Annotated in this window: 12 protein-coding genes; all 12 read left to right on the top strand. The window is 50.9% G+C overall.

Going from position 1 to position 12525, the window contains the following annotated elements; genetic code table 11:
* Nucleotides 1-183 precede the first annotated feature (183 nt).
* The 12 genes from EH198_RS12650 (at nt 184) to EH198_RS12595 (ending at nt 12467) form a co-directional block, all read left to right on the top strand.
* Nucleotides 184-1236, top strand: a complete 1053-nt coding sequence (locus tag EH198_RS12650) for an ABC transporter substrate-binding protein (protein WP_124695907.1) — start codon at nt 184-186, stop codon at nt 1234-1236.
* 91 nt (nt 1237-1327) lie between these two features.
* Complete coding sequence (locus EH198_RS12645) at nt 1328-2431, top strand: ABC transporter ATP-binding protein (RefSeq protein ID WP_124695906.1); 1104 nt, start codon at nt 1328-1330, stop codon at nt 2429-2431.
* Nucleotides 2415-4106, top strand: a complete 1692-nt coding sequence (locus EH198_RS12640; RefSeq protein ID WP_246014259.1) for an ABC transporter permease — start codon at nt 2415-2417, stop codon at nt 4104-4106. Before EH198_RS12645 ends, EH198_RS12640 begins: the two co-directional genes overlap by 17 nt.
* Before the next feature lie 52 nt (nt 4107-4158).
* Complete coding sequence (locus tag EH198_RS12635; protein WP_124695904.1) at nt 4159-5397, top strand: extracellular solute-binding protein; 1239 nt, start codon at nt 4159-4161, stop codon at nt 5395-5397.
* Between the two features lie 64 nt (nt 5398-5461).
* Nucleotides 5462-6316 carry a protein phosphatase 2C domain-containing protein gene (locus EH198_RS12630; protein WP_185702862.1) on the top strand — a complete coding sequence of 285 codons (855 nt, stop codon included), beginning with the start codon at nt 5462-5464 and terminating at the stop codon, nt 6314-6316.
* A gap of 75 nt (nt 6317-6391) precedes the next feature.
* Nucleotides 6392-7030 carry a putative ABC transporter permease gene (locus tag EH198_RS12625; protein ID WP_246014257.1) on the top strand — a complete coding sequence of 213 codons (639 nt, stop codon included), beginning with the start codon at nt 6392-6394 and terminating at the stop codon, nt 7028-7030.
* Between the two features lie 217 nt (nt 7031-7247).
* A complete protein-coding gene (locus EH198_RS12620; protein ID WP_124695902.1) occupies nt 7248-8042 on the top strand; it encodes a lipid II flippase Amj family protein in 795 nt (264 codons plus the stop codon).
* 33 nt (nt 8043-8075) lie between these two features.
* Nucleotides 8076-8933, top strand: coding sequence for an SDR family oxidoreductase (locus tag EH198_RS12615; RefSeq protein ID WP_124695901.1), 858 nt, complete (start codon nt 8076-8078; stop codon nt 8931-8933).
* 73 nt (nt 8934-9006) lie between these two features.
* A complete protein-coding gene (locus EH198_RS12610) occupies nt 9007-9408 on the top strand; it encodes a DUF4265 domain-containing protein (RefSeq protein ID WP_124695900.1) in 402 nt (133 codons plus the stop codon).
* Between the two features lie 14 nt (nt 9409-9422).
* A complete protein-coding gene (lepB, locus tag EH198_RS12605) occupies nt 9423-9935 on the top strand; it encodes a signal peptidase I (protein ID WP_124695899.1) in 513 nt (170 codons plus the stop codon).
* Nucleotides 9936-10399: 464 nt separating this feature from the next.
* Nucleotides 10400-11413 carry a tryptophan--tRNA ligase gene (gene trpS, locus EH198_RS12600; RefSeq protein ID WP_124695898.1) on the top strand — a complete coding sequence of 338 codons (1014 nt, stop codon included), beginning with the start codon at nt 10400-10402 and terminating at the stop codon, nt 11411-11413.
* A 148-nt stretch (nt 11414-11561) separates the two neighbouring features.
* Nucleotides 11562-12467, top strand: a complete 906-nt coding sequence (locus tag EH198_RS12595; RefSeq protein ID WP_124695897.1) for a DMT family transporter — start codon at nt 11562-11564, stop codon at nt 12465-12467.
* Nucleotides 12468-12525: the final 58 nt, after the last annotated feature.

The following is a 12525-nucleotide window of genomic DNA, read 5'->3' as shown; positions in this document are numbered from 1 at the left end:
ATAATAAAACCAGTGAAATCAAGGGATCGTCCTCACAAGAGGGCGATTTTACTGTTTTTGGGAGTCATTTTTTTAAACAGTTACGAAATTTTGTCCCATTGAGCGAACAGAATCCGGTAAGTATAGTTGGTATAGATTCAATCAATGAAAGAAAACATGACATCAAGCGGAGGTTGGGAAGAAATGAAAAAAGGATGGCTTAAAGGTTTGGTCGCTTTGGCATTGATGACAGTAACGATCACGGCATGCGGAGCTAAAGATGATACAGCTGCAACAACCGGTTCTAATAGCGGAAGCAAGGCTGCAGGCGGGAAATTAACGGTATACTCTCCGAATGCAGCGGAAATCAACAATCCCATTATTAAGGAATTTCAAGACCGCACAGGAATTACGGTGGATTTAATCTCCGGAGGTACGGGAGAACTGCTTAAACGAGTGCAGGCTGAAACCGGTAATCCGCTTGGTGATGTATTCTGGGCAGGCGGCGCCGACTCCCTGGAATCCTACAAAGAATATTTCCAACCTTATAAGACAAAGGAATTCGACAGCCTGCTGCCCGCTTACGTGGATGTGAATTCTTACTGGACGCCATTCAACGCGCTGCCAATGGTTATTACCTACAATAAAGAGCTGGTATCCGAAAATGAGCTGCCTAAATCCTGGGAGGATCTGCTTGATCCGAAGTGGAAGGGCAATATCGCTTTTGCCGACCCTTCCAAATCAGGCTCTTCCTATACACAACTCGTAACGATGCTTACAGCGTTCGGCAAAGAAGACGGCAAGGGATGGGATTATGTGAAGAAGCTGGTGGCGAATATGGATGGCAAGATCCTTTCAGGTTCAAGCCTTGTACAGCGTGCCGTTCCGGACAAAGAATTCGCGCTCGGCATTACCCTTGAGGATGCGGCTCTTCGTTACATTGAAGGAGGTTCGCAAATCGGCATTATTTATCCGGCAGAAGGAACCTCTGCTGTTCCTGACGGAGCCGCAATTATTAAAGACAGCAAAAATCTCGAGCAGGCCAAACAGTTCGTCGATTTCCTCGTAAGTAAAGATGCGCAGGAGCTCGTTCAAAAAGAATTCAAGCGCCGCTCTGTACGCAAGGATGTAGCTCCTGTGGAGGGCCTGCCTCAGACAGGCGATATCAAGCTGGTCGATTATAACTTTGATTGGGCCGCATCAAATAAAGATGAAATTATTAAAAAGTTCACCCGAATCACGACTGGACAGGAATAAAGCATCACGTATCAGGGGAGAGTGGCGGCAGGGCGCTTTTAACCGGCTGCCGCCGCTATTCCCCGTCATTACCGGAAGCGAGGGGATAATCATGAGCAAGGTTGTTTTCGATCACGTAACAAAATTTTTCGGCGAGGCAAAGGCAGTTAATAATGCGCATTTTACCATTGAAGAAGGCGAGTTCTTCACATTGTTAGGACCAAGCGGATGCGGCAAGACGACGCTGCTTCGAACCATAGCCGGCTTCTATAGACAAGAAGAGGGTAATATTTATTTCAACAAGAAATTAATTAACGATGTACCTACACATGAACGCAATATCGGCATGGTGTTTCAGAACTATGCGATTTTTCCCCATATGACTGTATTTGATAATGTAGCCTATGGCCTCAAGGCGAGAAAAGTGTCCAAGGAGGAAATCCGGACCCGTGTGCTGGAAGCCCTTGACATGGTGGAGCTCACGCATCTTAAAGACCGCATTCCTTCCAACATGAGCGGCGGACAGCAGCAGCGGATTGCCTTGGCCCGCGCCATTGTCATTCGTCCGGCCTTACTGTTGATGGATGAACCCTTATCTAATCTTGATGCCAAGCTAAGGGTGAAGATGCGTACGGATATTCGCAAGCTGCAAAAAGACTTGAATATCACGACAATCTACGTTACACATGATCAAGAGGAGGCGCTGGCTGTATCTGACCGCATTGCTGTCCTCCATAATGGAACGGTTCAACAGATTGCTCCCCCGCAAGAGATTTATTTGTATCCGCAGAATCGTTTTGTAGCCAATTTCATGGGCACCTCAAATTTCTTGGACGGAAGCTGTGAGGAAGGTGCCAAACTGAACAGTTCCGCCAATATAAAGCTGATGGGACTTGAAACCCAGCTTCCTCTTCAGAAGCCGCATTCCGGTAAGGTTCTGTTCTCGATTCGGCCTGAACGTGTAAAGATATCGCCGGAGCCCTCCGAGGAACATGAATATAAGGGGACGATAGATGGGGTTACATTTCTCGGGGAAAAGGTCAGCTATACGGTTAAAATGTCGTCCGGAGAATTCGTTGAGGTTCATGACCATCCATCGTATACGCGGGATATTTACAAGCCGAAGCAGCCCGTGTATCTTGATCTTCAACTGAGCCAGTCCGTCATTTACAATGGCAGCGGCGAGGAGGTTATCTATCGTGCAAGCGAGGGTTGAGCCTAATCCGGGCAATGTAATCTGGCAGAGACTGCTGTTCAAAAAATGGGATTTCTGGACCGCAGTCACGCTCGTGGTCTATCTGCTGCTGTGCGTCTTCGTGGTTTACCCGCTGGTTACGTTATTCATCAACAGCTTTATCAGCGAAGAAGGCGGCTTCACCATCGAAAATTATATTACCTTCATTTCATTAAAATATTACCGTGTAGCGCTGCTGAACAGCTTCATGGTATCCGCGCTTGCCACAATAGGCGCGATCCTGATTGGAGTTCCACTGGCCTATTTATCTACCAGATATGCGATTAAATTCAAAGGTCTCATGCAGATTATGATTGTGATGTCTCTGCTGTCGCCTCCATTCATTGGCGCATATTCGTGGATCTTGCTCATGGGCAATAACGGCTTTATTACAAGATTTATTCGTGACCTCGGCATTTCGGTTCCGTCCATCTATGGGATGCACGGTATCGTGTTCGTATTCGCGCTGCAGTTCTATCCGCATATCTTTCTGTATGTATCCGGCGCGCTGAAGACCATTGATACTTCACTGGAAGAGGCGTCGGAAAGTTTGGGGATGACCTCCTGGCAGCGTCTTCGCACCGTGACATTGCCGCTGATTTTTCCAACTCTGTCCGCCGGGGCGCTCATGGTGTTTATGGCTTCCTTCGCGGATTTCGGCACACCGATGCTGCTGGGACAAGGCTTCAAGGTGCTTCCTATTCTTGCGTATGAGCAATTCGTGAGTGAAATGGGCGGCAACCCGGCTATGGCAAGCACGCTCAGCATCATCCTGATCTTGTTCTCCACGTCGGTCTTGTTTACTCAGCGCTATTTCGTCGCACGTAAAAACTTTTCGATGACGGGTATGCGGACACCGAAGCTGATTCCGCTTAAACCCTTGGCGAAGACGCTGCTAACGATTGTTGCTTTTATTCCCGCATGTATTTCGATACTGCCGCAGCTGACCGTAATATTAACATCATTTATCAAAACGAAGGGTCCTGTATTTCAGTCAGGGTTTAGCCTTGACAGCTACAGGGAAGTCCTGTACCGGGTTCCCCGTTCGATTATTCACACGTATTCCTATTCCATCCTGTCCATCATTATTATGGTTGCGGGCGGCATGCTGATTTCGTATATCCTGGTGCGGCGCAAATCCAAGCTTACAGCGGCGCTGGACGGAATTCTGATGATTCCGTATGTGATGCCGGGAACGGTGCTTGGGATAAGCCTTATTATCGCTTTTAACAAACCGCCGATTGTGCTGACAGGGACATGGATTATTCTTGTCATTGCCTATGTCGTGCGTAAAATTCCATACACCATACGCTCCAGCACAGCCATTCTTCATCAGCTTGACCGCAGTGTGGAGGAAGCTTCAATTAGTCTGGGTGTTCCGCCCATGAAGACGTTCTTTAAGACAACAGGGCGGCTGATGGCGCCGGGGGTGATATCCGGAGCGATTCTGAGCTGGATTACAACAATTAACGAGCTCAGCTCGACCCTTGTATTGTATTATGGAGCAACAGCAACGATTTCCGTTACGATCTACAGCGAGGTATTCACTTCCAACTATGGGACGGGTGCGGCGCTTGCATCGATCCTGACGTTAAGTACGCTAATTTCATTGCTCATTGCGAATAAGCTGTCCGGCGGAAAAGGGTTATCCTTGTAATGATTCCGTGGCATTAAAGGTATCTGTGGACCCAATAGAAGGGAGGAAGACAATGGCAAAGAACGGTGTGGTCTGGGCGGCATTATTGGTCATTATTGCGGTTACTGTCATTGTATACTCCAACTATTTTACTGAGGTCAAGCGGGTCCCGGAGCAGTATGACACGGAAAAGGAAAAGCTGGTCTGCTGGATATACACGGCTGGCTGGTCGGACCTGCTGGCTGCGTATCAGGAGGCCCATTCGGGTGTTGAACTGGAAGTGAGAGTATTCCCTTCCTATAAAGAGTTGCATAACGAGCTGCTCGCGGCGTTATCGATCCAAACGGCTCCGCAGATCGTTGAGCTGGATAGCTCCTACGGACTTTCTGAACTGGTTCAATCGAATGCGTTGGCGCCGATATCCGGCAATGCGCTTCTCCCCGAAGAGATTTTGCCTGCGGCAGCCAAGCCATTCACTTATGGCGGACGATTATGGGCTGTTCCGGCAGGAGTCTCCGTTCCGGTGATGTTCTACAATAAGGACCTGATGAAATGGACGGGTGTGGACAACGTGATCGGCTTCTCTTCTCTGGGAGAGCTTGGCTCCAAAACAAAGGCCTGGAAAACCGATCTGACTGCGCGCAATTCGGCAGGTTGGGAGCAGGCGCTGGTAATGGATGATTCAAAGCCATTTATACTGCTGAATTTATGGGAACAAACCCTAGAAAGCGGCCTGCCCGGAAGTCAAAGACTGGAACAACTGCTCCGGATGTGGAGAGGGCTTGTCTTTGAGTCGAAGGCTATGAAGCCTCTAGCCAATCAGTTGGCTTCCAGCGATTTCATATCCGGTAAGACGTTATTCTATATAACAAATTCGAATATGATACCTTGGCTGGACCATTACATTGCCGGGAAGTTTATATATGACATGCTTCCGGCGCCGCTTGCTGGCGGGAATGTGTTATTGCCCCATATCAGCTCATTTGGCATCGTGGCTGGAAAGAAGGCTGCGGGTGCGGCAGAAGATGTGGTGAACTATCTCGCATCTTCCGGGGCTCAAGCCAAGGTGCTTGAGGCCACCGGGTATTTGCCGATTCAGACAGAGACGATTCAGGCTATCTCCCGAAACTATGCTTTAAATAGAAAATATAGTGTACTCCTTGATGCGGTCAATACGTTTAAAAGCCTGGAGCCTTTGGAAGACGCCCGTCTGCGCTGGGAGCAGATTACGCTTACCCTTAACAATTTAGAGATGGATCAGGAAGCTGATCTCCGTGCATATGTTTCACAATTACTGCCGTACATGCCCTAAAGATTAGGGAATATGGATGTCATTGCTGGTGGATTGATTTAATATTGGACAGGGGATGGGTAACATGATTGAAATGGATTGGATTTCGCTTCAAGGCACAGGGGAGTGGAACGAGGATGCCATCTTATTGAATGAAGAATTGAAGCTCTATGGTGTAGTAGACGGCGCAACTTCGCTTGTTCCATATCGTGGGGACGGAAATGAGACCGGCGGCAGACTTGCTTCACAAATCATTAAGCAATACGCTGAAAATGTAACCGCAGCTGAATTTAAAGGAATGAAAGACCTCCTGCAGGAAGCGAACTTCCGGCTGGGGCAGGAAATGAAACGGTGCGGGATTAATCTGCAGTCGAAGAATGAATTATGGACAGCAGGAGCAGCTCTTATTCGTATAACCGATACCGGCATCGATTTCATTCAGGTTGGCGATTGTATGATCTATGCGATATATGAAGATGGTTCCATTCGGCCGATCACCCGTGATCATGTAGCTGCGATTGATCATGAATCAAAGCAGATATGGCTGGATGGCATTGAGGCGGGAGTGCGTTCCAAAGATCAATTGTGGGAGACAGTCAAGCCGGTGATTGCAGCAAACAAGCAAAAAATGAATACGCCGGAAGGGTATTCCGTGCTTAACGGGATGGCGGAAGCGGAGCAGTTTTTCGAATATGGAAGAATCAATCGGATTAAGCTGAAAAGCCTGCTGCTTGTGTCGGACGGCCTGTTTTACCCGAACGAGGGCGAAACCGCCGAAGAAGATGCGGTAAAGTCGCTGGTCCGTCAGGTTTCGCGAGAAGGTCTTGAGCCTTATGCGGAGTGGCTGCTGCAATTAGAGCAGGAAGATGCTGAATGTATTCGCTATCCCCGTTTTAAAGTATCGGATGACAAGACAGGAATTTATATTCGATTGAAATAATGGATTAAGTCCGCAGCACACAGGTGTCTGTGGATTTTTTTTGCGCGCATACTCCCGTCTTCCGGATGGCATACTATGCCCGATTTCAAGAAATCGGATATTCCATCGGACAGGAAGGCGGGAACGATTATCATGTCGGGATTGTTGTCTTGGAGCCGGGAGGCGGCGCATAGTGTGCCGGGAGAATATTTTTTTTATTTTATCGTCTACTCGATATTGGGCTGGTTTATAGAGGGTATGTATAATTGGTACAGCTGCGGGACGTTCCGCAAAGAGGGGCTTATGAAAGGGCCGTATAAACCGATGTACGGCTTCGCGCCTCTGCTGCTGCTGGCTCTAGGCGGTACAGACATGCCGCTGCCGCTGTTTCTGGCCGCGACATTTATCGTACCGTCGGCTGTAGAATATGCCGCAGGAGCGCTACTGAAGCTTCTGTTCCGCCGCCGATGGTGGGATTACTCGAGCCAAGAGTTTCAGCTCGGCGGGCATATTTGTCTGCTGTTCTCTCTGTACTGGTGGGGATTAGCGGTTGTATGCCTCGTTGCCGTTCATCCGCTGATGATTCGTCTGTACTCGTTAACGGCGAATGTCTGGAGCGTGCTCCTTCCCTTGGTTTCTCTAGCATTTGCCGCCGATCTCGCCCTGACATACCGTATCCGCCGCAGAGAAGCGGGGCTGGCGCAGCTTGGAGACGAGGCAGGCGGAGCTTTGTAACGTCTGAATTGCAAGAGCTGTCCGGGTTGTCCGAGATGATCGGAATGTAAGTTGCAAAAGACAGGACAGGCGGTCCCTTTAGCGGGCCGCCTGTCATTTTTTTGCCGAAGACTTGCCGCCGGCGGTGTGCTAGAATGGGATGGATGATATACCCAGTCATGGGAATGCTCCGCAATACAGCCCTGAAGAATAGGGCGGAGCCTGGGAGGAAACCGGAATGGCCGGAAATCTGCTTGTCGTCTTTCTTCTTACAATGGTTATACATACCGCCGAAACGTTATCGTATTCCGTCCGGTACGCCGGGGTCAGGCTGAACAAAATCGCGATCGCGCTGTCCCTGACCGGCATAATCGTACTGGTATCCCGAACAGCCAATCTGATTCAGGCTCCGCTGACAGCCAAGTTTGTGGATGTGGCGAGAACCGATTCAAGCTTTCCCCTGGAGAATTATTTAAGGATTATTCTGCTGGGCGGATCGCTGGGAACGCTGATTGCAATCGGACTGTTTCCCACATTTATCGGACTGTTTGAGCGCATCATCTCCAAGCTGGAGATCCAGGGATCGATTCCGAAGCTGCTGGCCAGCGTCACCATCGGACAATTGAAAAATACCCGCAAATATATCAGACGGCCGAAAATCGGGTTGTACTATTTCCGGTACCTGGATGTTCCAAAACGGTTGATCGTGCTGAATATTTTCGTTACGGCTTTTTATACGGTGGGCGTAATGTCGTCGCTGTTCGCGGCCCATCTCGTTCCGAAGTACAGCATGACCGCTTCCCAGGCCTCGGGGATTATTAACGGGCTGGCGACGATTCTGCTGACGATCTTCATCGACCCGCAGCTTGGGCTAATTACCGACAAGGCGACAGCCAGCCCGGAACACCGCAGCCGGCTCGGCAAGGTATATGTGCTGCTCATGGGCTCCCGGTTTCTGGGCACGCTGCTCGGGCAGCTTGTTCTCGAACCTGCCGCCTATCTGATCAGTTGGGTCGTCAGGCTGATAGTGTGAGAAGCGAATAAAGCACTATAAGGAGAGGTTCCATTGAATCAATCGGAGTACCGGAACGCGGACGCGGTCGCCATCGTCACGGGGGCATCCAGCGGCTTCGGGCTGCTCACGGTGGTAAAGCTGGCGGAGCAGGGCTTCAGGGTCATCGCGGCTATGCGCGAGCCATCGAGGAAGGATGAGCTCGAGCGGCGGGCGGAGCGCTCCGGCATCCTGGACCGTGTGCAGGTGATGCGTATGGATGTGACCGACCCCGCCGGAATCGAAGAGACCGTGAATGCGGTTCTGGCTGCTTACGGCAGAATCGACGTCCTGGTCAATAATGCCGGCTATGCAGTGGGCGGCTTTGTGGAAGAGGTGCCGATGGAGGATTGGCGCCGCCAGCTGGAGACGAATTTTTTCGGTCTGGTCGCGGTGACGAAAGCCGTTCTTCCGCATATGCGGGAACGCCGGGCAGGCCTCATCGTCAACATCGGCAGCGTCAGCGGCCTAGCCGCTTTTCCCGGTTACGCGCCTTACGCGGCTTCCAAATTCGCGGTCGAGGGCTTCAGCGAGAGCCTGCGGCATGAAATGTCGCCGCTGGGGGTGAAGGTCGTTATACTGGAGCCGGGAGCGTACCGCACCGCCATTTGGAACAAGGGCCTGTCGCAGATCGCCGCCGCCGGGGACTCTCCTTACAAAGCGCGTCTGGATGCGGTGCTTCGGTATTCGCGCAAGGCTGCGGTTACGGCGCCCGATCCGCAGGAGGTTGCCGACCTGATCGGCCGCATTGTGCGCCTGCGCTCACCCAGGCTGCGCTATACGCTTGGAAGGGGCTCGCGGCTGCTGATCGGAGGCAGGATGCTGCTGCCGTGGAGCTGGTTTGAGCGAATCGTTGCCCGGGCGCTCCGCTAAGCGTGTTATTTGAATTTTGCCGCTTCGTGGTCTATTGTAGAGTTAGGTACATAACAGTGATTGGAGGCGACCGATGCCTGAGTTTATGGAGGTTCAGCTTTGTTTCGACGAAGCGGGACGCGAAATTGAAATTCTCGAGGTGACGCGCATCGGCGAGAACGAATACCGGATTGAAGAGACGCCTGTGTTCAGACCGGAGTTGTCTTTGGGAGACATTATAAAAGTAAAAGAAGAGCGCGGCGTCTGTCACTATGTGGAAACCGTGCGTAAGTCGGATTACCGGAAAGTGGTCAGGCTGCTCAGCCGGGAAGCCGCCCGTTCGCCGGAGCTTGCCGCATTTAGGGAGCGGGTGCTGAGCCGGAATGGAAAATGGGAGACCGTATTTGGCGGGGTGCTCATCATTCACGTTCCGAAAGAAGCGGAGCAGCCCTTGAAGGCTGAACTTGAAGCTATAGCCCGTGCATACGGAATTTGACGGAGGTATATGAATTGAACAAACTAACCAAAGTGATTAAAGATTGGGTGCCTACGCTGCTGATTGCCGTTGTCCTTTCTTTGCTGGTCCGCAGCTATGTGGCCGAAGCGATGAGCGTCCCGACAGAGTCGATGGTTCCGACCATCCAGGTGGGAGACCGGCTGATTGTGGACAAAATGCTGTGGGCCACCTCGCTAAAGCATGGGGACATCGTCGTGTTCCATCCTCCCATCGCCGGCGAGACGAAGCTGTACGTCAAACGGCTGATCGGACTCCCTGGAGATGTCGTGCAGATCAAGGACGGCGCGCTGTACCGCAACGGGGTTAAGGCTGACGAATCATACCTTAAAGTAAAGATGGATTACTCCTTCGGACCGGTTACGGTTCCCGACGATCACTATTTTTTTCTGGGGGACAACCGGAATATCAGCTTCGACGCGCATTTATGGGACACGCCCTTTGTCTCGAAGGATAAGCTGATCGGCAAAGTTGTGCTGGAGATTCCCGTTCACAAATTGCTGCGTTGACCTGATGGAAGTACGCATTTACAATGAGAACAAGAAGCAAGTGCAGAATGAATCAACGAAGACGAAGGGTAAGTAGACGTATGACAGGAATTTGCAGAGAGCCGGCGGTGGCTGCGAGCCGGTGTTCCGCATACGATTGAATGGCCTTCCGAGTTGCTGTCCCGAGCCCGGCCCGCCGGTCGTAGGGATATGCCGGGTTTCCCGCCGTTATCAGAGGGAACGGTATCGAAGAGGCGTGTATCGCCCATTCCGCACCGTCTAACGCGAACCGCCGATTCCGAGCAGCTATGCCGGGAGGACGGTCGATTTAAGGTGGCACAACGAGCAGTCTCGTCCTTATGAGGACGGGGCTTTTTTTGTTGATAAAAAGTTTTCGGGGAGATTTTGAAAGGGGGTGATGGCCTTGGATGGCGGCTGGTGGCGATGGCTAAGGTTGACAATATACCGAAAAAGGAGAATGAAAAATGAATCAAGAGAGAGTATTAACAGCGGACCGCGTGACCGGAAAGCTGCATCTGGGCCATTACGCAGGAACCCTTAAGAACCGGGTAGAACTTCAGCACCGGTACGACACTTTTATTATGCTGGCCGATGTTCAGGCGCTGACCACCCATTTTCAACAGCCCGGGCTGATTCGTACGCATCTGCGGGAGATCGCTCTGGACTATTTGGCGGCGGGGATCGACCCCGGGCGGGCGACCATCTTCGTCCAGTCGATGATTCCGGAAATCGCCGAGCTGACCCAGTTCTATTCCATGTTCGTTACCGTGAACAGTCTGCGCCATAACCCGACCATCAAATCGGAAGCGCAAAGCGGCGGCGGAGATGAAATGTATTACGGATTTCTCGGTTATCCCGTCAGCCAGGCGGCGGATATTACGTTCTGCAAGGCGACGATTATTCCGGTGGGAGAGGACCAGCTTCCCCTTATCGAATTAACCCGCAAAATCGTCCGCCGGTTTAACGAACTGTACCGGCCCGTGCTGACTTTGCCCCGGGCGCTTGTCGGCGATACCCCGAGGCTGGTGGGAACGGATGGAAGCGCCAAGATGAGCAAGAGTCTCGGCAACGCGATTCTTCTCGACTCCTCGCGGGAGGAGCTGGAGATGAAGATGCGCAAAGCGGTGACCGACCCTTCCCGCGTACGCAAGGGCGACCCGGGGCATCCGGACATCTGCCCGGTCTATGAGTATCACCGCTGCTTCCGGCCGGAAGGCGCGGAAGAGATCGGCGAGGAATGCCGCAAGGGCGCGATCGGCTGCGCGGAATGCAAACGGCGCGCCGTACAAGCCATCGCACATCTGCTGGAGCCCATGGCGGAGCGCAGGGCGCATTATGCGGCCCGCCCCAAGGAAGTGGACGATCTGCTGATGAGCGGCACGTCCCGCGCCCGCGCGATTGCGCGCGAGACGATGCTGGAGGTGCGGGAGGCGATGGGGCTGGACTATTTTGCCGGATCTACCCGGGGACTAAGCTGAGCTCACATCCATGATTTCCGGTTGACCGCATGAAGTTCGTGTAGTATGTTGGTAGACGTTGGGTATTTAATGAAAACAATAGAAGAGCGGATTAATCCTGTCTCTTAATGAGGCGGGATTTTTTTATATAGAAGAGGAGAGTTAGTACATGAAAATGACAAAATCCATGGCAAATGTCCTGCTGTTGTCCATTTCTTTACTTTGGGGTTCCGGGTTTGTGGTAACCAAAATAGCGCTGGACGCAAACACGTCTGCAGGATTCATAAACTTTTTTCGGGGCTTCCTCTTTGTTGTTCTCGTGCTTATTTTCTTTAATAAAAAGATATTTAAAATGACCTTTAAGGAATTTAAAATCGGTTTGATTGCCGGATTGCTTAATTTTGGCGGATATCTCACGCAAACCATTGGTGTCAAGTACACCACTCCATCCAATAACGCTTTTATTTCAGCGACATATGTCGTAATTGTCCCTTTCATAGCCTGGGCTATATATCGAAAGCGGCTCCAAGTAAAAAGCTTTACTTCCATTTTGTTATGTATGCTTGGCATGGGAATACTAACTGGAGTATTAGACCAGGCATTAACTATAAATAAAGGTGATGCATACTCTCTTCTTTGTGCGCTGTTTTATGCCGGCTCGATTGTATATCTCAGCTATGGAGCAAGAACAACGGATGTAAGTATTGTGGCCTTTATGCTTGCGGCGGTACAATCCATCGGCGGATTGGTTTTTTTCCTTTGCGTAGAGACGGAACAGCTTGCGGATATCAATTGGTCGGCTGCCATAATCCCATTGTTGTACATAGGAATCATGTGTTCATTTGTCGCCCAAACGATTCAAATTTTAGCACAAAAGCATACCTCTGCGACATCTGCCGGACTGATTATGATGCTTGAAGGAGTTTTTGGAAGTGTCTTTTCAGTTGCTTTTGGTTTTGAGGCATTGACAATTAATCTGTTTATTGGAGGAATGCTTATTATGCTTTCTCTTATTCTGATGGAAGTTGACTTTCAGCATTTGTTCATCAAGATCCGCAGCAGCTCTAAAGGCTGAGTACAATGCCGGTGCGGGGAACTGGACTATTTTGGCAGCCCGATTGCAACATTTGCCG

Source organism: Paenibacillus rhizophilus (assembly GCF_003854965.1).
Classification (GTDB): domain Bacteria; phylum Bacillota; class Bacilli; order Paenibacillales; family Paenibacillaceae; genus Paenibacillus_AQ; species Paenibacillus_AQ rhizophilus.
This window is presented reverse-complemented; position numbering and strand designations above follow the sequence as displayed.

Coding starts and splice junctions, on each gene's coding strand:
- EH198_RS12650 (WP_124695907.1), top strand. CDS start 184: ATGAAAAAAGGATGGCTTAAAGGTTTGGTCGCTTTGGCATTGATGACA.
- EH198_RS12645 (WP_124695906.1), top strand. CDS start 1,328: ATGAGCAAGGTTGTTTTCGATCACGTAACAAAATTTTTCGGCGAGGCA.
- EH198_RS12635 (WP_124695904.1), top strand. CDS start 4,159: ATGGCAAAGAACGGTGTGGTCTGGGCGGCATTATTGGTCATTATTGCG.
- EH198_RS12630 (WP_185702862.1), top strand. CDS start 5,462: ATGATTGAAATGGATTGGATTTCGCTTCAAGGCACAGGGGAGTGGAAC.
- EH198_RS12625 (WP_246014257.1), top strand. CDS start 6,392: ATGCCCGATTTCAAGAAATCGGATATTCCATCGGACAGGAAGGCGGGA.
- EH198_RS12620 (WP_124695902.1), top strand. CDS start 7,248: ATGGCCGGAAATCTGCTTGTCGTCTTTCTTCTTACAATGGTTATACAT.
- EH198_RS12610 (WP_124695900.1), top strand. CDS start 9,007: ATGCCTGAGTTTATGGAGGTTCAGCTTTGTTTCGACGAAGCGGGACGC.
- trpS (WP_124695898.1), top strand. CDS start 10,400: ATGAATCAAGAGAGAGTATTAACAGCGGACCGCGTGACCGGAAAGCTG.
- EH198_RS12595 (WP_124695897.1), top strand. CDS start 11,562: ATGAAAATGACAAAATCCATGGCAAATGTCCTGCTGTTGTCCATTTCT.